Annotated in this window: 21 protein-coding genes; 13 read left to right on the top strand and 8 right to left on the bottom strand. The window is 43.7% G+C overall.

Features of this window, described 5'->3' with window-relative positions; genetic code table 11:
- Positions 1-3: 3 nt before the first annotated feature.
- Positions 4-606, top strand: coding sequence for a MarR family winged helix-turn-helix transcriptional regulator (locus tag ACRD7P_RS13220; RefSeq protein ID WP_430908104.1), 603 nt, complete (start codon positions 4-6; stop codon positions 604-606).
- Positions 607-925: 319 nt separating this feature from the next.
- Here the strand turns inward: ACRD7P_RS13220 and ACRD7P_RS13215 are convergent, their stop codons facing one another.
- Positions 926-1,375: a ferritin-like domain-containing protein gene (locus ACRD7P_RS13215; protein ID WP_430908103.1), complete on the bottom strand. Its 450-nt coding sequence runs from the start codon at positions 1,373-1,375 to the stop codon at positions 926-928.
- 66 nt (positions 1,376-1,441) lie between these two features.
- Entirely contained in the window at positions 1,442-1,729 is a 288-nt protein-coding gene (locus ACRD7P_RS13210) for a hypothetical protein (protein WP_430908102.1), read from the bottom strand.
- Between the two features lie 215 nt (positions 1,730-1,944).
- On the opposite strand from ACRD7P_RS13210, the gene ACRD7P_RS13205 reads away from it, so the two are divergent.
- Entirely contained in the window at positions 1,945-2,160 is a 216-nt protein-coding gene (locus tag ACRD7P_RS13205; RefSeq protein WP_430908101.1) for a DUF2945 domain-containing protein, read from the top strand.
- Here the strand turns inward: ACRD7P_RS13205 and ACRD7P_RS13200 are convergent, their stop codons facing one another.
- From ACRD7P_RS13200 to ACRD7P_RS13190, 3 genes are all read right to left on the bottom strand, one after another.
- Positions 2,161-3,516 carry a TrkH family potassium uptake protein gene (locus ACRD7P_RS13200; RefSeq protein WP_430908100.1) on the bottom strand — a complete coding sequence of 452 codons (1,356 nt, stop codon included), beginning with the start codon at positions 3,514-3,516 and terminating at the stop codon, positions 2,161-2,163.
- Complete coding sequence (locus ACRD7P_RS13195) at positions 3,513-4,403, bottom strand: mechanosensitive ion channel family protein (protein WP_430908099.1); 891 nt, start codon at positions 4,401-4,403, stop codon at positions 3,513-3,515. The genes ACRD7P_RS13200 and ACRD7P_RS13195 overlap by 4 nt, the downstream gene beginning before the upstream one ends.
- 216 nt (positions 4,404-4,619) lie before the next feature.
- Positions 4,620-5,714: a DNA topoisomerase IB gene (locus tag ACRD7P_RS13190; protein ID WP_430908098.1), complete on the bottom strand. Its 1,095-nt coding sequence runs from the start codon at positions 5,712-5,714 to the stop codon at positions 4,620-4,622.
- Between the two features lie 645 nt (positions 5,715-6,359).
- Here ACRD7P_RS13190 and ACRD7P_RS13185 point away from each other — a divergent pair.
- The 7 genes from ACRD7P_RS13185 (at position 6,360) to ACRD7P_RS13155 (ending at position 12,260) form a co-directional block, all read left to right on the top strand.
- A complete protein-coding gene (locus ACRD7P_RS13185) occupies positions 6,360-7,073 on the top strand; it encodes a flavodoxin family protein (RefSeq protein WP_430908097.1) in 714 nt (237 codons plus the stop codon).
- 10 nt (positions 7,074-7,083) lie between these two features.
- A complete protein-coding gene (locus ACRD7P_RS13180) occupies positions 7,084-8,364 on the top strand; it encodes a DUF2254 domain-containing protein (protein ID WP_430908096.1) in 1,281 nt (426 codons plus the stop codon).
- Between the two features lie 9 nt (positions 8,365-8,373).
- Positions 8,374-8,976: a DUF2652 domain-containing protein gene (locus ACRD7P_RS13175; RefSeq protein ID WP_430908095.1), complete on the top strand. Its 603-nt coding sequence runs from the start codon at positions 8,374-8,376 to the stop codon at positions 8,974-8,976.
- A 154-nt stretch (positions 8,977-9,130) separates the two neighbouring features.
- Positions 9,131-9,640 carry a Dps family protein gene (locus ACRD7P_RS13170; RefSeq protein WP_430908094.1) on the top strand — a complete coding sequence of 170 codons (510 nt, stop codon included), beginning with the start codon at positions 9,131-9,133 and terminating at the stop codon, positions 9,638-9,640.
- Between the two features lie 93 nt (positions 9,641-9,733).
- Entirely contained in the window at positions 9,734-10,213 is a 480-nt protein-coding gene (locus tag ACRD7P_RS13165) for a hypothetical protein (protein ID WP_430908093.1), read from the top strand.
- Positions 10,214-10,384: 171 nt separating this feature from the next.
- A complete protein-coding gene (locus tag ACRD7P_RS13160; RefSeq protein ID WP_430908092.1) occupies positions 10,385-11,419 on the top strand; it encodes a helix-turn-helix domain-containing protein in 1,035 nt (344 codons plus the stop codon).
- Between the two features lie 307 nt (positions 11,420-11,726).
- The gene (locus ACRD7P_RS13155; RefSeq protein ID WP_430908091.1) at positions 11,727-12,260 is read left to right on the top strand and encodes a DUF3124 domain-containing protein; all 534 of its coding nucleotides are present in this window, start codon (positions 11,727-11,729) and stop codon (positions 12,258-12,260) included.
- A 271-nt stretch (positions 12,261-12,531) separates the two neighbouring features.
- Here the strand turns inward: ACRD7P_RS13155 and ACRD7P_RS13150 are convergent, their stop codons facing one another.
- From ACRD7P_RS13150 to ACRD7P_RS13140, 3 genes are read right to left on the bottom strand one after another with little or no spacing between them, the layout of a single operon-like run.
- On the bottom strand, positions 12,532-12,732 hold the full coding sequence (locus ACRD7P_RS13150) for a DUF6327 family protein (protein ID WP_430908090.1): 201 nt from the start codon (positions 12,730-12,732) through the stop codon (positions 12,532-12,534).
- The gene (locus ACRD7P_RS13145) at positions 12,729-13,082 is read right to left on the bottom strand and encodes a hypothetical protein (protein ID WP_430908089.1); all 354 of its coding nucleotides are present in this window, start codon (positions 13,080-13,082) and stop codon (positions 12,729-12,731) included. Before ACRD7P_RS13145 ends, ACRD7P_RS13150 begins: the two co-directional genes overlap by 4 nt.
- Complete coding sequence (locus ACRD7P_RS13140; RefSeq protein WP_430908088.1) at positions 13,083-13,412, bottom strand: YtxH domain-containing protein; 330 nt, start codon at positions 13,410-13,412, stop codon at positions 13,083-13,085.
- A 174-nt stretch (positions 13,413-13,586) separates the two neighbouring features.
- Here ACRD7P_RS13140 and ACRD7P_RS13135 point away from each other — a divergent pair, with 174 nt between their 5' ends.
- The 4 genes from ACRD7P_RS13135 to ACRD7P_RS13120 all read left to right on the top strand — a co-directional run bounded on the left by ACRD7P_RS13135 (position 13,587) and on the right by ACRD7P_RS13120 (position 19,793).
- The gene (locus ACRD7P_RS13135; RefSeq protein WP_430908087.1) at positions 13,587-14,951 is read left to right on the top strand and encodes an NAD-dependent succinate-semialdehyde dehydrogenase; all 1,365 of its coding nucleotides are present in this window, start codon (positions 13,587-13,589) and stop codon (positions 14,949-14,951) included.
- Positions 14,952-14,955: 4 nt separating this feature from the next.
- Positions 14,956-15,141: a hypothetical protein gene (locus ACRD7P_RS13130; RefSeq protein ID WP_430908086.1), complete on the top strand. Its 186-nt coding sequence runs from the start codon at positions 14,956-14,958 to the stop codon at positions 15,139-15,141.
- A 97-nt stretch (positions 15,142-15,238) separates the two neighbouring features.
- Entirely contained in the window at positions 15,239-15,922 is a 684-nt protein-coding gene (locus ACRD7P_RS13125; RefSeq protein ID WP_430908085.1) for a head GIN domain-containing protein, read from the top strand.
- Between the two features lie 154 nt (positions 15,923-16,076).
- Positions 16,077-19,793: a ShlB/FhaC/HecB family hemolysin secretion/activation protein gene (locus ACRD7P_RS13120; RefSeq protein WP_430908084.1), complete on the top strand. Its 3,717-nt coding sequence runs from the start codon at positions 16,077-16,079 to the stop codon at positions 19,791-19,793.
- Positions 19,794-19,810 lie beyond the last annotated feature (17 nt).

The following is a 19,810-nucleotide window of genomic DNA, read 5'->3' as shown; positions in this document are numbered from 1 at the left end:
GATATGCAGCATTCTATTTCTTATAAACCGCTGATAAACAGGTGGGAAGATTTTTTAGCGCAGGGTAATAGTACCGATTTAAAAGATTTCGCACGCTATTTATTGGAGGAGGAGGAAGCTGCTGAAAAAGCTGTTTTGGAGCATGGGGATACCGTTCATGAATATCCGTATCTGACCGCGGAAGCCGGGCGCGCTATTTTCAGGTTGTATAAATTTTCCAAGATATATTCAAGGCCTATAATGAAAAAAGCGGGCCTGACCTCTTTTGATGAGTTCTCGATTTTAGCGACACTTTTACATACCGAGGAATTGACCAAAAAAGACTTGATTTTCGAGAATTTGGTGGAATTGACGACCGGTATGGATATGCTCAAAAGGATGTTGAAGGCAAATTTGATACAGGAGCGTAAAAACCCTTCCGACAAACGCGAGAAATTGGTATCCCTTAGCGAGTCAGGTAGAAAAACCCTGTTTACGATACTAGAGGAGTTTCAGACCATGGAAGATGTTTTGGGCGATCTTGACCGCAAGGAACGTGAAGAGACGGTAAAGTATTTGATGGAGTTGGACAAGTACCATACCGCTATCAATACCGATAGACTTTAGGACCGGTAATCTTTTTTTGGCTGCATAACGAATGCCTTCGCACTTATCCGTTACTTCCGAAAATTACATTTAAGGATAGAAGGATGTTATACTTATATTAACCGGTTTAAGTCATCTTACCGCCGCTATACTAATACCATTTCAAAGTTAAAATGGTGTACCTTAAAAAAACTTCTTAAGCACCTCAAAAGGCTGTTTTTTCATTTGAAACAAAAAATGCAAACAGTTTCAATAAAAAACCCCCTCGTATTTCCGAGAGGGTTTTTCTATTTGCCTTCCTTGGGAAAGGGTAGTTACTCCTAAGGTCCAAAAAATTACATTAACTTATGGTCTCCAGATTGTTCAGTACGGCCAATTCCTTTTGTATGGTATCCCTATGTCTGGTCAGTACCTCCAAAGTGGTCGGGGGCAAAGCTGTTTCGGATAATACCTCATTATATTCTTGTATTGCCGCTTTTTCGCCTCGAATAACCTCTTCCAACATAGCCTCGTCCGTATCGGATGCAAAAAACGCTTTCATATCGATCCAGGTACGATGTGCTTTTGCGGTAAGGCTGTCACCCTTTTCCACATCTTCCCCATAGCCTTTGATCTCTGCTTTTAACTGGTGGCCAAAATTATAGCGTTCGGCCGATTTGCTTTCAAAAAAAGTCTTTAATTTCGTATTCTCTACCTTTTCGGAAGCTTGTTTAAAACCCTTTTCCGCGTCATAGGTTTTCTCCAATAGGTCGTTTAATTTACTTGAAATACTATTCGTATCCGTGCTCATATTCTTATTTTTTTAAATTAACGATACTTTGTTCTGTGATGCGTATCGCTTTACATCGTTAAAAGATTACTGTTCGCTTTTCGGCTCACCATAAAATCGGTTCCGCTGTTTAAAACGTTCGATTTTTTGTTTCAATCGGTTGATCGACTCCTCCGTGCCGGTGTGTACGACTTGGTTCATGTGTTCCATGTGTATTTCAACAAAAGGGGAAATCTTCTCTTCCACATTAGGTTGTGCCGGGTTGGCCTGAACGGGCTCGTTGCCCGTATCCGATTTTCGCAAGCTGTTGCTGTAAGCGAAAGAGATGCCGATAGTGATGAGTACACCCGAAATCATTCCGATTATAATATCCATGGTATGCCTGTTTTGCCTTACAAAAATACTTTTCGTCACTGCTTTGGTTTAGTGCAATTGCGATTATCATTGACTCGATTCCCTAAGTGTTGCCCTACAAATGGGATATGCGCTAATTTTTAGCGGAAACGAGTTCGGGTAACTCCATGGCATTGAAGACTTTTGAAAATGTCGGAAGCAAGAGGTCCGACACAACGAATTTTAAAAACAACAAAATGATAAAAAAAGGAACACAGGTACAATGGAACTGGGGCAGTGGTACTGCCAAGGGAAAGGTAGTGGAAACGTATACGACCAAAACCACAAAAACGATCAAGGGTAGCAAAGTCACCCGCGATGGGGAAGAGGGCAACAAAGTGCTTTATATAGAACAGGAGGACGGCGACCATGTACTTAAAAGTGAGAACGAGGTCGAACGGGTCGACGATTAATTATACCGCCAAGTCGTCCATTACAGAAACTTCTTCCTTGTTGTTGGTCGTCTTGGACCATATAGCGATACCAAAAGTGAGCACTCCCAACCTTCCTATGAACATCAGGCAGATGAGTGTCGCTTTTCCCGTAATGGACAGGGCGTCGGTAATTCCCGTACTAAGGCCTACCGTTCCCAACGCCGATGCCACCTCAAAAAGTAGTGCCTCCGCGCCGTGGACCTCGCTCCAAGAGAGAAGATAAAAACCGAGAAAGAGAATGGCGGTGTAAAAAATAAAACTTGAAGTCGCCACATAAAGGCGTTCATATGGTATTTGTCTCTTTAGGAACGTCACGGTTTTTTTACCGCGGATACGACTTTTTAAAATGGCAAAAACAGCCGTGAGCGTGGTAATTTTGAGTCCACCCGCTGTGCCAGAAGGCGAAGCCCCTACATACATCAAGAAAAAAGTGGTCAACAACATTGGTACTATAAAGTTTCCAAAATCCACCGTATTGAAACCAACGGTCGTCATCGCCGTCATCGCCTGAAAGAAAGCGGCGTAAAAACGTGTCCGATCCGAAAGACCGACGATACTGGGTTCGGAAAAATAAAAGAAACCGGTGCCAAGAAGCAATAACATTACAAATCCCCAACAGACGATTTTTGTGGTAAAGCTGATGCGGTGTTCTTTTTTTCGAATACTCAAATAAAGATCTGTAACAACAATAAAACCCAAAGATCCGGCTATCGCCAGAATAGAAATGATGGTATTGACGTAACCGTTGTCCACATAGCCCGCGAACCCGGTGTCAAACAAACTGAAGCCGGCGGTACAGAAGGCGCTCACACTATGAAAGATAGCAGGCCATAGCGCTTCTGCCAAAGACATGCCACCAGCGGTAAACGCCCACAAAAATGCTATACTGCCTAAAACTTCCATTAAAACGGTAAACAGGATTACCGATTTTAAAAAATCCCTTATCCTAATGGTCGCCGGAAGCGTAAACTCGGAGCGCAACAAGCGTTTGTGCCAATGGGTCATCTTTCTTGTTGTGGAGAGGATAAAAAAGGTGGTAAAACTCAAATAACCGATTCCGCCAAGTTGAAACAGGATTACAATCACAACCTGGCCTAATAAGGTATAGCTGTCCTTGATACTAACGGTTACCAGGCCGGTAGTAGATACGGCCGATACCGTGGTAAACAAATGGTCAAGGGCGGATACCGTAGTTTTGGTCGTCCATGGTAGGTTTAACAATAAAAAGCCAAAAAAAACATAACTGAAAAAGCCGAACAACAGGTTCTGTTGTGGGCTCATCCCAATTTTAAAACGTCTGTAACGCGAATACAATTGTTTCAAAAATGCGATCATTTCTTCGTTTTTGTTGGTAGCATGTTCGTCAATTCCTTGGGAAGGTCCAAAGTGCGTATCGGGAAAGGAATATTAATGTTATTTTGATCAAAGGCGGCCTTAATGGTAATCATGGCCTTCGTTTTCGCCTTTGCTACCTCCAATGCAGAAGTGGAATCGATCCAAAAACGGGTTTCAAAGTTTATGGAACTGTCCCCGAATTCCTTATAAAGGAATATAACGTCCTCTTTATCCGCTACGGCCTGAAAGGCTTTGGAGATGGTGGTTACCACCAAATCGCGAACTGCCTTTAAATCGGAATCGTAGGCTACCCCGCATTCTAAAATAACACGGGATTGCGCCGTAGTAGAATAGTTCTTAATCGGATTTTCCACCACGAGCTTGTTGGGAATATAGACCAAATTGTTATCCGGTTGCTTTAGGGTGACCGATCGTAGATCAAGATCTACCACCTCTCCCTCAAAACCGTTGGTTTCTATCCAATCGCCAAATTTTAGGTGTTTGATATAGGCCAGTACGATTCCGGAATAGGTGTTCGCCAGGGCACCTTGTAAAGCCAGACCTACGGCCAGACCTACGACCCCGGCACCCGCCAAAATGGTGTTCAATGCTTTTCCAAGATTTAAAATTCCCAGTACCATAAAAAGCCCCAATAACACCGTAATGATGGCCACGACCTTGGAAATCAGATTTTTCATGGACTCCTGCAAACTGCTCCTATCCATCAACCGTAATGCCAAACGGCTGATGTAACGGGAGAGAATAAGTGTTACGGTAAAAACCAAGGTAGCAATGATCAAATTGGGTATGTTCAAGATCAAGGCGTCTAACCACGATTGTAGCTTGTCCATCATCTTGTTCCAAGCATTCGAAAATTGTGTTTCCATAAGTTCTTCTAGTTAATATGTTGTATGCTATTTGTTAGCTGTCAATCTTGGTTTTTCCATTGTCACTCTAGCATCATAAGCTGCCGGGGTATTTTAAAATTCCCCATCATCAAAACCGTTGGTTGCACGACCGTTTCCGCTCTCAAGTAATTCACACGCTGGCTGGATCGCATGCTGTCCGTTGTAACGGCCGTACTTCTTAAGGCCCCGTTATGGCTATAACTTTTCCATAAAAGAGGGGCTAAACTGTTCCAACATATCCAATACCACTGTTTCCGTTTGTGATAACTCTGGGGTGGGTTCCGGATCGGAGGCGACCTTTTTAAAATAATCCTCCAATTCACCGGATTCATAAAAACTGGGAACCAATGGATGCACATAATACTTTCTACATACATTTCTGGTGTTGCCGAGCGCCTTTGCCGTTTCGTCGTAGGCCATAAGCATGTTCTTGTTTTTATCCTTTCCGGATTTCATGTCCATAAGACGCTCAAAAAAGATGACGGTCGCAGCCCAGGTCCTAAAGTCCTTTGCGGTAAAAAGAATACCACTTATCCGATGTATGTATTCGTTTACCATACCACTGTCTATGGTCTTTTTTTTACCGTCCGTATCATAGAATTTGAACAGTTCCCAACCGGGCAGTTCTTCGCATCGGTTTATGAGCCGTACCAATTGTTTGTTTTTTACGGTAATACGGTGTTTTTTACCCCGTTTCCCTACAAATTCGAACCGTATTTTATCCTGAAGTGCCGTAACATGTTTCGAACGAAGGGTCGAAAGACCATATGTTTTGTTGCGCTTGGCATACTGTTCGTTACCGACGCGGATATGGGTATCCTCCATTAACCGTATCACCAAGGCCAATACTTTGGTTTTTGGCCATCCTTTTTGTTCCAGATCCTGCGCGACCCTTCGTCTGATTTTTGGCAATTGTTGTCCAAATACCGACATTTTGTAAAACTTTGTTTGGTTCCGTACCTGTTTCCATAGGGGATGGTATCGATATTGCTTGCGCTTTCGCAAATCTTTCCCCGTCGCCTGTAGATGGGCATTTTCCAGGGAAGCTATTTTTACCTCTTCCCAAGCGGGAGGTATTACCAGTTGTTCTATGCGCTGCAAACGATTTCCTTCTTGGATTTGCTGGCCGTTGAGAAGGTATTGAAATTGCTCGTTCTGCTTGATGCGTTCAATGGGCAATTGATCACTATTTACATAGATCAGGTCCAATTTTTCAATGGCGGTTTCCGGCGTTTGTAACATCGCTTTTAAAAAAGAATGGTCTTTGCCCGTTTTTTTCATTAATTCCATGCTAGTGTAACTATGGCGCTTATGGCATTCGTTTTCTCGTTGCGAAGTTGTGGTGGGCGTTGGCTGTTTTTCCCAGCCTTAACCCTCCGTTTCGGTCCAAAACTATCAAGAGTAAGGTACGACAAAAGAAGGCAAAATTGGTACAAGTCTCCGTTTATGACAATACCTTTTTGAGTATTATACAGTTGCTTCTAAAGCCGTTTTCCGTTGTGCAGCGCCATAAACCCGACACTATTGAAAATGGTTCTGACCTGATGGGGCAGAACCATTTTAACAACCAACCAACTAAAATCACTTATATGCCTGGATTTATAGCAATAAATCCTTAAGTGTTTTTCAAAGATATTGCGTAGGTACTGCAAAAATGTGCTGTAAAAAAAGTTTGATTGACTGTTTTAAAAAAAAGTTTTTTCGGTTTTATACCCAAACCTTCCAGGATAGCTTGCCCAATGCCCCATTTCCATAAAGGTTAACGTTATGCCGGACTGCTCCATTACAAAACGATGGCGTTTTACGAATCTTAGGGGTAGGGCGGGAATGGCGTACGTTGAATTTGGTGCGATTTCCGAATAGGGACAACATCTACGGTGTTTGAGGTCGTAAGATCGACCGGGGTTTAGGATATTTGATAAAATCTTTTTACAAATGAAAACACCCCCCGATTTTTCCGATATCAATGCACTATTCATCAATTGTACACTTAAAAAATCGCCGGAGCAGAGCCATACCGAAGGTTTGATGAAGCTCGCAATGGACATCATGCGCGCAGAAGGAGCGGGGGTAACGTACCTCCGTTTAGCAGATTTCGATATTCCCGTTGGCTTAGCGCCGGACATGCGGGATCAAGGGGCGTCAAAAGACGATTGGCCCGAGGTTTTTGATAAAATCCTTCAAGCCGATATCGTGGTGATCGGCACGCCCATTTGGTTAGGCGAAAAGTCATCCATAGCCACAAAACTTGTAGAACGGATGTATGGTATGAGCGCCCGAACGAACGACAAAGGACAGTACATCTATTACGGGAAGGCCGGGGGTTGCGTTATTACCGGCAACGAGGACGGCGTCAAGCATTGTGCCATGGGTATCCTTTACGGGCTACAACATCTCGGTTTTTCCATACCTCCCCAAGCCGATTGTGGCTGGATCGGTGAAGCCGGCCCCGGTCCCAGTTATTTGGACAAGGAGTCCGGGGCAAAGCGCAATGCATTCACCAATAGAAACACCACGTTCATGACCTACAACTTGCTGCACATGGCAAAAATGCTAAAGGCCATCGGGGGTTATCCCGCTTATGGCAACTCTAGAGAGGATTGGGATGACGGAACCCGTTGGAATTTTGAAAATCCGGAGTATCGTTAACCAAGAGAATATGTTAAAAAGGGTTCCTAAATTTTTTAAAAAGAAAGCGTACCAATTATACAATAGTATCGCTTTTTATCCCATTCTGCTGAGTATCGGGTTTTTGGCGTTTGGATTTTTTATGTTGTGGTTGGAGTACACTCCGGCCATAGATGCCATAGAGAATACGCTTCCAAGTCTTATTATACGTGATGCCAAGGTCGCGGTAACACTGCTTTCCGTACTCATCGGCGGTATCATTTCCTTGACCGTTTTTAGTTTTACAATGGTGATGGGGGTGTTGGGGCAGGCATCTTCCAATTTTTCTCCGAGGCTTTTACCGGGATTGGTTTCCGATAAACGACACCAACTCATTTTGGGTAGCTATTTGGGCACCTTGTTGTATTGTCTCCTGAATTTGATTTTTTTGGGATCCGAGGCTTCCGACGAAACACATTTTGGATTCGCAACAATGATCGCCGCTATTTTTGGCGTGCTGTGTTTGGCACTATTTGTAAGTTTCATACACAATATTTCCGCTTCCATACAAATACACCGAATTATAGATAACGTTTTTGACTCGGGTTGCCGTCAGCTCAGCGAAACAAAGGAAAAGATTGCAAAAGAAAGCGGGATACAGTTTTCCCATATCCGGCATTGGCATCCCATAAAATCTTTAAAAACAGGGAATTATAAAGGTTTTGATGACGATTTGATTTCTGCCGTCCTATGGGAGAAAATTAAGGAGATTTCCGTGGTTTGCTGTCCGGATACTTTTGTTTGGGAAGGCGATGTTGTTTTAAAAGTACCGGTGGCGGTAACCGATAAGGAGCGTGAAAAATTGTTGGTTGCCCTGCGCCTTACCAACGATAGGGAAGCACCTGAAGGGTATTATGATGCTATGGTACAACTTATGGAAATTTCCGTAAAAGCCATGTCGCCGGGCATAAACGATCCGGGAACGGCCATAGCTGCTATCCGTAAACTGGGTCAATTGTTCGCCAAGGCATCACATATTCCTCATATCGGAAAGCGCAACAACGTGAAGTTTGGTAGTATTTCCGAAAGGTATATGAGCGTTAAAACCCTTTTGAACAAAATCATTGTTCCCATACGTCAATATTCGAAATCGGATAAGTTGGTGTTGGCCGAACTTATCGTAGCTTTATGCCATGTTCGAAAAGGGCTGCCCGAAAATCTTGAGGCAATGAATGTCCTAACGGAGGAACTCGACTGTATCGAAAGAGAGGTGCTGGAAAATTTTGAGCACGAAAAGGATAGAAGGGAGTTGCTGATGCCGCTTTCTTCTTAAAATGGGACCATGAAAGAAACACGAACACTTATTTGTATTCCGGATATCAGCGGTTTTACCGAATTTATGAGCGAAGCCGATTTTGAGCTGAGTTCAAAGGTTATCCCAAGTTTATTGAACAATATTATCTATTCCAACGAGATCGGGCTTAAAATTTCGGAAATCGAAGGGGATGCCGTTTTGTTTTACAGACAGGGGCGACTACCATCCCTGCAATCGGTCTTGGACCAGTGTCATTATTTTTATACCGAGTTTTACCGGAAATTACACGAGCTGCGCGAACAGTATCTGAAAAATGAGAACGCCAATAGCATACCGGCCATTCTAGGACTTAAAATTATATTGCATTATGGTACCCAAATAGCACCGGTGAAGGTGGGCAGTAGAATTAAACTGTTGGGAGAAGACCTTATAGTAGCGCACCGATTGTTAAAAAATAACGTGCCCTTCGACGAGTACATTTTGTTGTCCGACGATTTTATTTCTACTTATAGTGAGGAGGAATTGGAGAAAACCTTATCCCGAACGTCATTTTTGAAAAAGGTCGAAAGCTATGACCATGTTGGAGAGGTCGCCTACTACTACATGCAGTTGGTACCACCACAGGCATAAAGCAATACTTCCCTTCAAAAACACCCATTTTAGAGGATTTCCGTCAACATCCCTATGAAATGAGCCAATACCAGGTTGTCATTGCGGGTATCTTTGTACCAACAAGTTAAGTCATGAAAGCCATGGACAACTACATTAAAATTAATTTATAACTATGAGTTATTTAAATATAAGTGAAAAGAAAATTGAACCTATCGTAAACGAACTGAATCTGTTGTTGGCAGACTATCATGTGTACTATCAAAAACTAAGAGGATTCCATTGGAACATCCTAGGAAAGAACTTTTTTGACCTACACAACAAGTTCGAAGAATTATACAATGACGCAAAAGTGAAAATCGATGAGCTGGCGGAACGAATTCTAACCTTACGCTACCACCCGATAAGCAACTATGCAGAGTACTTACAGTTGTCCACAATTAAAGAGACTTCTAGCTTAAAATCGGATGTTGAAATGGTAGAGGCCATCCTTAAGGACCATGGCGATTTACTGAAGCAAATGGGTAGGGTCATGCATGCCGCCGAAGAAGCCAATGATGAAGGAACCTTGGATATGGTCGGTGCCTATATCGGACAATTGGAAAAAATGAGCTGGATGTTGGATGCCTTTAGGAAGGATACACAAGACCAGCTAAAAATTTCCGATAAAGAAATGGCTTCATAACGTACGCCCTACTACTATAATGCAGATAGACCGGACAAAATTGTCCTTATGAAGATAAAACGAAGCAATAATTTATAAAATTAAAAGAACAAAATGAAAAAAGCAGTAATACTAACATTAGGTGTGTTCGCTATGTCCATTGGAATGGTGAATGCCCAGGACACAAACGTAACCGGTAGTATGAATACGACTACGGTACAAACCATGAACTATGAAAAAAATGGATCAAAAATACCCTATAAGGTAACAATACAGGAACAACGGTATTACCGTTCCTCTTTTGAGCAGAACCAGAAAAACATGGAGAATTGGGAACGCAAAAACGAGCCGGCGGAAGTAGCAAAGCTAATCACCGTTACCAGTGATGTGGACAAAACCTTAAATCGAACCTTGGTGGTACGCTATGAAAAGCAATTGGCGGATACTTTTGAGCTGACCGCTACCAATGATGGCTTCCAAATAAATGTAGAGGACCATACGGTACATTATAAAATTGGAAAAGGAATAGCATTTGAAAAGATGGAAGACAGTAACTTCTTCTTTGTAAATGAATTTGTTACCGACAGCAAATAAAAAGTAAGCCAAGGTAAAAAGAACCTAAAAAAGACGTTTCCAACACGGAAACGTCTTTTTTAGGTTCTTTTTTTTTTGAACGAGCAAAAATCAGCGATTATCTAACAGTTTTGTTTAACTTTCTAACACTTATCTTTGAACATTATGACAATACGTTTAAAATAAAGTAGGATGATAAAAATTGTTGTTGATGCGGACAGTACCGCGGGCACGGTAAAGCAGATACAGGGAGTAATCGGTGGAACCATAATCGAACGGTGGGGGGAGCATATTTTAACGGTAGACAATGGTAACGCAAAAGGTACCATACGTTTTATCACTTTTGATTGGGGCGTTAACTTATTGGATTACGACATTACATTTATGGACGATGTGGTGTTGCAAATGGATGCCTCCGAATATAACCCCATTCATTTTGCCTATTGCCTTGAAGGATATTGTAAACACCGTTTTGGAAACCAACCGGAATCAGCGGCAAGAACATTGGAACAGTTTCAGTCCGTAATCATCACCAGTAGGGATGGCGGCTATAATTTTGGATACTTTCCAAAATTGGAAAAATTGGCCATTAACGTCATACAGATAGGGCGAAAGAAATTTTTGAACAAGCGGCTCAACAATGTCGATGAATTGAACCGTAAACTTTACGAGGTATTTTTGGATACCGATCACGAAAAAGCGTATTCTTTTTATGGGACCTACGACCTAAAATTGGCCGACAAAATAGGCGCTTTGCGAAAAGTACGGGCAAAAGGGATGATCCGTGTAATGCAGATAGAAGGGTTGGTGTATGAAATTCTGGCGATGCACATCCTGGATCACGATAAAGTGGTATCCAACAAAAAACCGAAAACCAGTCTCTTGAACAGGGAACTTCAAATGGTACGGCAGGTCGCAAAGAAAATTGTAAAAGACGTATCCCAAGAGTATTCCTTGGACGCCCTTTCGGTTGCCTCGGGCCTTTCCCAAGCCAAACTACAAGAAGGGTTTAAGGCATTGTACGCAAGAACGGTAACCGAGTATATCAGACACGTACGTTTGGAACAGGCTAGGGATTATATGAATACCACCGATATGAACATTTCGGAAATTGTATATTCTATCGGGTTCAGCAGTAGAAGCTACTTTTCAAAAATTTTTAAAAGAAAGTTTGGTATCAGTCCAAGCGAGTATCAGGAGAATGTACGGCTGCCGGAAGCGGTCTAACCGATCGGTTTTCTTGCGTGATTACGCCTTAAGCGGCAAATCGAAATCTTTTTTGGTCATTTGCGCGCCGGGAGCACAGGGTATTACCACAGGAAGAAACGAACGGTCCATAAGTCAATTTTGGCCTTTCCACCAATGATTAGCACGTGGTAATGGGCAATAGTCGTTATATTTGGATGTAGTAAACAAGACAAAGCCGTTTGTATAGTGGCAATGATAGTATACTGATGGGCAACGATGGTGATTAAGGGAAAAATGAATGTTTAAATCGCCTTATCGTAAACCATTTAATAAACAACCCTTAGTTATGATGAAGGCATCCGTTTGCTTGCTGTGCACCCTATGGATCGTTTTGAGCGCATGTATCGACAACAAACCGAACCAGAACGCCTCCGGTCAGGACGAATTACGTTCGCTGGAATTGGAAAACCCCATCGACAAAAGTAGTATCGCCTATCGTGATACGCTGTACGTTCCCATTTATAGCGATATCTATGTCGACGCCAATAATCAGAACAGTATGTTGGCCGCAACCTTGAGTATCCGGAATACGAGCTATACAGATTCCCTATACGTTTCCAAAATCGACTATTTTGATACGAACGGTACATTGGTGAAAAGCTTTATCGAGAACACCATAAGCCTAACGCCGATGGCTACGGTAAATTATGTGATTGAAAAGGAGAACGATCTTGGTGGCCCCGGGGCAAACTTTATCGTTTGTTTGAGTGCAAAAAGTGACCAAGTAACGCCTATTGTGCAGGCCATTATGGTAGGTGAAAATGGTAATAAGGGATTCTCCTTCACCGCTTCTGGACAGTCCATCAGAAACAATAATTAACACCTTTCTACTTTAAAATTACCCCTTCAATGGGCCGAATTACTGCTTAGGTATCAGGGTTCCTTAAATCAAGTTATTTTTTTTGATTTTTTCGCAGCGCGAAATCAAGCATACCATCGCCGTTCTACTCCAGGGACACTAGGTTTCAAGACCTGGTTACTTGGTATAGATGGTTCAGCCACATTGTTTTCTGCAGGTGAAGAATTTAGGTAAAAAAAAACGAACTGCGGTACATACCGAAGTTCGCTTGTTAGGAGTTTTATGTGATAGGTTATTTAAACAGCCTTCTGATTAAATATAGGATACCATATTTTTTGATGGCATTCCAAATGGTCGACCACCAAAAGTCCGGTTGTAGTTCATTTTTTATATGATGCCCACTACCTTTTAGCGTTTCCAATGCAATCTGTTTTCGCAATTTCAACCGCTTTAAGTCGGCATCTATTTCATCAAAAGAGGTATATGTTTTCATACTGATTTAAAAAATAGCGCACTTAAACGCGATAGTACCCATTTTTCTATTTTTTTACGAAATAAGTACAAGACTACAGCAAGTAGCAAAGCGCCTACCCCGGTGATTAAAAAACCGTACACCAAGTTCCCTAAAAGGGCTCCTAGGGCGAGTGCGCTGGCAAGGACCAAAAAGGCTATTCCCAATAGTAGGGTACTGCCAATGACCAAAATTTTTAATGCGGTGATTACTCCCGTAGCGGTATGCCTGAACACCTTAAGCTCATAATACGCTTTAGTATGTTCAACATAGCTTTCGCCGGCATCGATGGCCATTTTGGAGCTTGCCTTTATTTTGTCGAACGCTCCCATTTATCCCTTTTGAAGTTGTTTGTTCTTTTCTTTTAGCTCTTTCAGCTTTGCTTCCAAAGTGGTGATGACGTCTTCCGTTTTGTAGCTCACATCGGATACGATGTTCTCTACCCTCGCACCCAAGTTTTGTTTCTGCACCGCTACAGTCTCGCTTACACGCTCCTGAAGGTCCAAAGCACTTTCCTTAATGTTGGCTTGGGCAGCGGCCGATTGTTCCGCTATTTTTTTTCTCGTATTACTTCCTTTGTCGGGGGCAAATAAGATTCCGGCCAGTGCACCTACGGCGGCACCTGCCAAAACTCCTAATGCTGTATTTGAATTTGAACTCATATAATTGATTTTAAGATTAATAACTAAGGCAAATCTCGTGTTATTTAGAAAGACTCCTTAGCTCAAACACGAGAAAGCTTGACTTTTTTACCGATGTCAAAAGAATCAATAATGCTATCGAATGCACTAAGTAAGATTAGGTTGACGGTTTAAGTTTGCAGAAACTAAAATATCATGCACGACTTTCACACCAAGAACCCTTACACGCAGCAAAAAATAAAGGAGTACAGTTATTTTAGTAAAGAACGATTGGAGCAATGTTTGGGTGCTGCCGCCGGTGCCAATCCGGTGTGGGGTATTACTTCCATTTCCGAACGGACCTTGTTATTGAAAAGGGTGGCCCAGTTGATGGAAGAACGTTCTGAAACATTGGCACAATTGATTACCGATGAAATGGGGAAACCTATCGGTCAGAGCAGGGCCGAGTTGGACAAATGCATCTGGGTATGTAAATTTTACGCCAAGAATGCAGCATCCTTTTTAGCGGATGCGGTTATTGAAACCGAAGCAGCGCAGTCTTTTATAAGTTATGATCCGCTAGGGACTATTTTGGGCATCATGCCATGGAACTACCCCTTCTGGCAAGTAATGCGTTTCGCCGCACCTACGCTGACCGCGGGGAATACCATTATTTTAAAGCATGCGGAAAACGTAAGTGGCTGCGCCCAGGCCATTGCATCCCTTTTTATGGACGCTGGATATCCCAAAGGTTGCTTTCAGGTGATTTTGGCCGACCACGACTCGGTTTCGGAACTGATTGCACACGATGTCATCAAGGCAGTATCCCTTACCGGAAGTGGAAAAGCGGGAAGGGCAGTGGCAGAGACTGCGGGTAAACAGTTAAAGAAAGCGGTTCTTGAACTCGGCGGCAATAACAGTTGTGTTGTTTGGGAAGATGCCGATTTGGAAAAGTATATGGATGTAATGGTAAAGGCACGAATGCAGAACAATGGTCAAAGTTGTATTGCTGCAAAGCGCTTTATTGTGGTTGCACCCATCTATGATGCCTTCGTAACACAACTGAAAAAACGGTTGGAAGCGTTACGGATCGGGGACCCAAATGAGGAAGATACGGATATCAGTGTTTTGGCACGGACCGATCTGGCCGACACCCTTAGGGGCCAAGTGTCGGAATCTGTTGAAATGGGGGCCAAAATAGTGATGGGCCATACCGGAGAAGGAACACATTATGCCCCTACGATGCTGACAAACGTAACCAACAAAATGCCTGTTTTTAGGGAGGAGACCTTCGGCCCCGTGGCAACGGTAATAAAGGTCGCCAACCGGCAGGAAGCATTGGATTTGGCCGCTGATTCTACATTTGGGCTGGGTACCATGCTATTTACCGAGGATATTGAAGCGGCCAAAAAAGTAATCTCCCAAATACCCGATGGCGCTTTTTTTATCAATGAAATGGTTAAATCCGATGTAAGACTACCTTTCGGCGGAACAAAAAACTCCGGCTATGGAAGAGAGCTATCCAAAGAAGGGATTATGGAATTTGTGAATAAAAAAACAATTTATATAACGAAAAACTAAAAACATGAAACAAGGAGAAGAAAGTACACAATTTGTTAAAGAACCGGAAGAACCGACCAGAGACTACATATTTCAAAAAAATGGGATAACCAAAACGGCAACCTTTATCGTTGTCGGGTTTTTAGTGGTATTGATCGCGGCGTTGCTGGTTTCCATATTCGTATTTGGTAGTCCCATGACCGTGTCATAGGATTTGGGTCAAGTATGCTATCGATACGACAAACACTTGGCGTTTCCGGTAGGTAATTTTGTTAAAAAGTAGAACGAGAACTATAAAATTAGAACAGATGAAAAAAGCAATGAAAACCTTTCTTGCAGGCATTATTTTTATTTCTGCCATGCAAGCACAAGAAAACACTACAACAGTAACGCTGGACGGTTTTACCGAGATAAAAGCGTACGATCAAATTAATGTAACCCTGATACAAGGAGACAAAAACTACGCCGTGGTATCTGGGGACGACCAGGAAAAAGTATCCTTGAACAACAAGGACGGTTTGTTGAAGGTGGCCATGGAGACGGATAATTTTTTGGATGGAAACAAGACCTATGTAACGCTATACCATAAGGAGGACCTCCGTTTGGTGGACGCAAACGAAGGTGCCACAATTTCATCCGAAAAGCCTTTGGACGCTGTATTTTTGACCTTACGATCTCAGGAAGGCGCTAAAATAAATGTAGCGGTGGCCACTAGAAACCTGAACGCCAAAGCGGTGACCGGAGGAGAAGTGGAAGTGACCGGCTCGGCTAAAAATCAAGAAATCAACATTAGAAGCGGAGGAGATTACAATGGACAAGACCTTGCCTCCGAACAGTCCGAAGTTACCGTTTTTGCAGGAGGAAATGCCATTGTGAAAAGCAGCAAATTTGTAGATGCAAACGTTACTGCAGGGGGTACTATAGAGATTTATGGTAACCCGGAAACAGTAAAAGAAGATAAAACCTTGGGTGGCCAAATCGTAGTTCGGTAACTATCGAAATTTGGTCTTATAACGAGAGGGAGAAACAAAACCTCCTGGTAACAAAAATGGTTTGGTTAATGCGGCAATGTCGCATTAAAAACATGGGAAGGATTTGGTGGGGACCGGTCCTTCCCTTTTTTGGTAGATCCACATAAAAGGCAAAATGATACTATTGTTGAAACGGCACGGAATAAGATCTTGGCACAAATGGCTCGCTATACTGGTATTGGTAATTGTAGCGACCTCATGTGCGACATATAGACCGCAATATCAAAATACCGATATCGAGGACAACGTAAAAGAACCGGTTTACGAGCTTATCTTGGCAGGGGGCTACGGCAGCCAGATCGAAAAGCGCGATACCACAATGATCAAACGTTTGCGGCAGGTGCTCAAAAAATCGGATACCGCAGCGACCTTGTTGCTTTTGGGCAATCAGATTTCTGATAGGCCTAAATCTTGGAAGCGGGACAAACAGTTGATTCGGGAACAGTTGGGTATCATAGATGAATTTAAGGGCACTACGGTATTTCTACCAGGTGCCAATGAATGGAAGTCGGACCGGACGAGCGGTCTGGAGCGTACAGAGGAGTTTTTGGACGACTATCCCGAACAAGACGAGTATGTTTATCCAAAAAACGGTTGCCCGTTGGAATATCGGGTAATAAACGATGACTTGGACCTGTTGTTGATCGACTCCAAGTGGTTTATAAACAATTGGTCCCGTATCAAGGGCATCAACAGCAAATGTACCAATGTCGTCACCCGAATGCGATTTGCCGAGGAAGTGGAGGGCTATATCAATGATGCGCAAGGGAAAAACTTGATCATCGCCATGCACCATCCCATCTTCAGCAATGGGGAATACGCCGGGCAATATTCGCTTAAAGACCACCTTACCCCTGTACCGATCATCGGAACGCTGGTAAAGGGTTTCGGAACGTTGGCCGCATTTTCACCTAACGAACTACTTTCTAGACGCTACAACTATCTTCGAATATTGGTCAGCGCATTGGCCAAAAAATCAGATCGCGTGACCGTCGTTTCCGGACACGAGAAAAATTTACAATACCTAGAGGGAGGGGACATCCACCAAATTATAAGTGGGGGCCTGGGCCAAGTAACACCAACGCATTTAACGGACGGTTACATTACCGCCGTAGGGGGGACATTGCCGTATAAGGGCGTCTTTACCTATGGTGCCCCGGGTTTTGCAAGGCTCCGCTATTTTGATGACGGGTCATCAAAAGTCACCTTTACTACTGCGGAAAAGGACTATACCTTCTCGGTGTTGCCCCCTTTTCCCAAGGACAGTACCGCCGAAAAATACAAACTTCCTGAACCGGGCAGCAGGTCCAAAGCGGTGTACGATGCCGATCGGCCGACCAAAAAAACCGCTTTCTTCGAATACCTGTGGGGAAAACGGTACCGTAGCTATTACGGCATACCGGTGGCGGCACCGATAGTGATGTTGGACACGCTTTATGGAGGGGTTCATGTAACCAAAAAAGGGGGCGGACACCAATCGTATTCCATCCGCTTGGAAGACGACGACCAACGTGAATTTTCCATGCGATCCCTTCGAAAGGATCCCTTAAAGTTTCTCAAGTTCAGTGTTCAAGGGGTCGCGTATACGGAAGACGATTACTTGGGTACGGTTCCCGAAAAACTGATTTCCGATTTTTTTACCACCGCACATCCCTATATGCAAATGGTTATCGATCCCATGGCGAAAGCTGTAGATGTCAACCATTCAAGGGCGAAACTCTATTTTGTTCCGAAACAAAACGCCCTAGGTCCGCTGAACAGGGAGTTTGGGGACGAGCTGTATTTTATAGAGGAACGGCCTTCGGATGAACAGGCGCAATATAAGGGGTACCGGAGGACCATCGACGAAAAGGGTAAAGTGGTGGATTTTGAAAGTACCACCGACATGCTGGAAAAAATAAAGAGCGACGAATCCTACCATATCGATCAACAAGCGTACGTACGCGCTCGAATATTCGATATGTTGCTGGGCGATTGGGACCGGCATCAGGACCAGTGGCGATGGGCGGAGTATGAAAAACCGAACGGGGACAAGGAATTTATGCCCATTCCCAGGGATAGGGACAACGCTTTCCCCAAATTTGACGGGAACGCCGTAAAGGTCATACAATGGTTCATTCCGATTACCAGACAATGGCAGTCGTACGGGCCTACCATTAAGGATGTAAAATGGCTTAATTTTAACGGTGGTCGATTGGACCAGGCCCTCATTACCGAATACAGCGCGAAAGATTGGAAAACGGAGGCCGAATTTATTCAAGCGCAACTGACCGATAGCATTATCGATCAGGCGTTTTTAAGACTGCCAAAACCCGTTCGGGACGATACCGCCGAATACATAAAAGAAAGCTTAAAGCAGCGTTTAAAGGCCCTGCCGAACTATGCACAGGCCTATGGAGCGTATTTGGACCGTACGGTGGCGGTCCATGCCACCGAAAAAGACGATGTGGTTCGAGTACATCGAAACGATGATGGTACCACAAAGGTGATCATACAACGAAAATTGAGCGATACGCCGGACGAAACCTTTTATGAACGGACCTTCATCCCCGAAAAGACCAATGAAATTTGGATCTATGGGCTCGGGGACGATGATGTGTTTACCGTTACAGGAACGGGAAAGCCGACCATTTTTGTACGATTGATAGGAGGTTACGGATCGGACACCTTCGATGTAAAGAACAAAAAGAGCGTAAAGGTATACGAGTGGCGGCACGAAGAAACCGATTTTAAGGGGCCATCACCCGCAAAACAACTTTCCAACCAATATCGGACCAACACCTATCATTGGCGCTACTTTAAGCCAAGCAGGAACATTTTGGTACCAACGGCCGGTTTTAGAACCGACGACGGTCTCTTCCTAGGGTTAAAGAACACCTATATCAAAAATGGGTTCAACGGCAATCCATTCCGTCAAAAACACTTACTCCACGCAAAGTATCATTTCAATTTCCAGGCTACGGAGCTTTCCTATTCGGGTATTTTTGCCAATGTTTTTCCGACCTGGAACTTTGAGGTAGATGCATATGCCACCTCCGATCGCTACGCCAATAATTTTTTCGGGTTTGGAAACGATTCCGAAAACAATGAAGAACAGCTGGGAAGGGATTATTACCGTGCGCGTTTAGAACATTTTAAGTTAAGTGCGGGATTGGCCTACCGAACGCTCAAGATCAAACCCATTTTTGAATCGTATCAGTTGAGCGAGGTCGGCGATCGATTGTTCACCTCCGATAACCTCGGGAACGCCGTGTTTGACCGTCAGTTCTATACCGGTGGGGAAACCTCGCTTTACTACTACAACGATGACGCCAACGATTTCCCGACCAAGGGATTGTACCTGGGCATGACCCTGGGGTATAAGGCAAACACTTCCCTAAGGAAAAATCGGTTCGGTTATTTTTCCTTTCGTGCCGAAGTGATTCAAAAACTGATTCCTTCCGGTAATCTGGTGGTCGGTACCACGGGGGAATACAAAACCAATTTCGGCGGGGAATACTTTTTTTATCACGCCCCGGCCTTGGGCGGTAGCAATGGGTTAAGAGGTTTTAGGGACGAGCGTTTTACAGGGAAGTCTTATTTTTATCAATCGACAGATCTGCGTTGGCGCATAAAACGATATGTTACGGCTGTGGCCCCCCTGACCGTCGGCGCATACGGCGGATTCGATTATGGCCGTGTATGGCAACCCAACGAGAACTCCGACCAATGGCATACCTCCCATGGACTTGGGGTTTGGCTGGGTCTTGGGAATTACTTAGGTTTTAATGCCGGCGTGTTCCGATCGAACGAGGCAACCATGGTTCAGGCCGGATTCGGTTTTGGTTTTTAAAGATAGCGGTCGTTACG

The organism is Maribacter sp. 2-571 (assembly GCF_050589625.1).
GTDB lineage: Bacteria > Bacteroidota > Bacteroidia > Flavobacteriales > Flavobacteriaceae > Pelagihabitans.
This window is presented reverse-complemented; position numbering and strand designations above follow the sequence as displayed.

What these genes read in the sequence shown, in the direction of transcription:
- ACRD7P_RS13160 (WP_430908092.1), top strand. Translation starts at nt 10,385, where the DNA reads ATGATAAAAATTGTTGTTGATGCGGACAGTACCGCGGGCACGGTAAAG.
- ACRD7P_RS13195 (WP_430908099.1), bottom strand. Translation starts at nt 4,403, where the DNA reads ATGGAAACACAATTTTCGAATGCTTGGAACAAGATGATGGACAAGCTA.
- ACRD7P_RS13165 (WP_430908093.1), top strand. Translation starts at nt 9,734, where the DNA reads ATGAAAAAAGCAGTAATACTAACATTAGGTGTGTTCGCTATGTCCATT.
- ACRD7P_RS13185 (WP_430908097.1), top strand. Translation starts at nt 6,360, where the DNA reads ATGAAAACACCCCCCGATTTTTCCGATATCAATGCACTATTCATCAAT.
- ACRD7P_RS13190 (WP_430908098.1), bottom strand. Translation starts at nt 5,714, where the DNA reads ATGGAATTAATGAAAAAAACGGGCAAAGACCATTCTTTTTTAAAAGCG.
- ACRD7P_RS13130 (WP_430908086.1), top strand. Translation starts at nt 14,956, where the DNA reads ATGAAACAAGGAGAAGAAAGTACACAATTTGTTAAAGAACCGGAAGAA.
- ACRD7P_RS13180 (WP_430908096.1), top strand. Translation starts at nt 7,084, where the DNA reads ATGTTAAAAAGGGTTCCTAAATTTTTTAAAAAGAAAGCGTACCAATTA.
- ACRD7P_RS13125 (WP_430908085.1), top strand. Translation starts at nt 15,239, where the DNA reads ATGAAAAAAGCAATGAAAACCTTTCTTGCAGGCATTATTTTTATTTCT.
- ACRD7P_RS13135 (WP_430908087.1), top strand. Translation starts at nt 13,587, where the DNA reads ATGCACGACTTTCACACCAAGAACCCTTACACGCAGCAAAAAATAAAG.
- ACRD7P_RS13220 (WP_430908104.1), top strand. Translation starts at nt 4, where the DNA reads ATGCAGCATTCTATTTCTTATAAACCGCTGATAAACAGGTGGGAAGAT.
- ACRD7P_RS13210 (WP_430908102.1), bottom strand. Translation starts at nt 1,729, where the DNA reads ATGGATATTATAATCGGAATGATTTCGGGTGTACTCATCACTATCGGC.
- ACRD7P_RS13140 (WP_430908088.1), bottom strand. Translation starts at nt 13,412, where the DNA reads ATGAGTTCAAATTCAAATACAGCATTAGGAGTTTTGGCAGGTGCCGCC.
- ACRD7P_RS13215 (WP_430908103.1), bottom strand. Translation starts at nt 1,375, where the DNA reads ATGAGCACGGATACGAATAGTATTTCAAGTAAATTAAACGACCTATTG.
- ACRD7P_RS13200 (WP_430908100.1), bottom strand. Translation starts at nt 3,516, where the DNA reads ATGATCGCATTTTTGAAACAATTGTATTCGCGTTACAGACGTTTTAAA.
- ACRD7P_RS13120 (WP_430908084.1), top strand. Translation starts at nt 16,077, where the DNA reads ATGATACTATTGTTGAAACGGCACGGAATAAGATCTTGGCACAAATGG.
- ACRD7P_RS13205 (WP_430908101.1), top strand. Translation starts at nt 1,945, where the DNA reads ATGATAAAAAAAGGAACACAGGTACAATGGAACTGGGGCAGTGGTACT.
- ACRD7P_RS13150 (WP_430908090.1), bottom strand. Translation starts at nt 12,732, where the DNA reads ATGAAAACATATACCTCTTTTGATGAAATAGATGCCGACTTAAAGCGG.
- ACRD7P_RS13145 (WP_430908089.1), bottom strand. Translation starts at nt 13,082, where the DNA reads ATGGGAGCGTTCGACAAAATAAAGGCAAGCTCCAAAATGGCCATCGAT.
- ACRD7P_RS13170 (WP_430908094.1), top strand. Translation starts at nt 9,131, where the DNA reads ATGAGTTATTTAAATATAAGTGAAAAGAAAATTGAACCTATCGTAAAC.
- ACRD7P_RS13155 (WP_430908091.1), top strand. Translation starts at nt 11,727, where the DNA reads ATGATGAAGGCATCCGTTTGCTTGCTGTGCACCCTATGGATCGTTTTG.
- ACRD7P_RS13175 (WP_430908095.1), top strand. Translation starts at nt 8,374, where the DNA reads ATGAAAGAAACACGAACACTTATTTGTATTCCGGATATCAGCGGTTTT.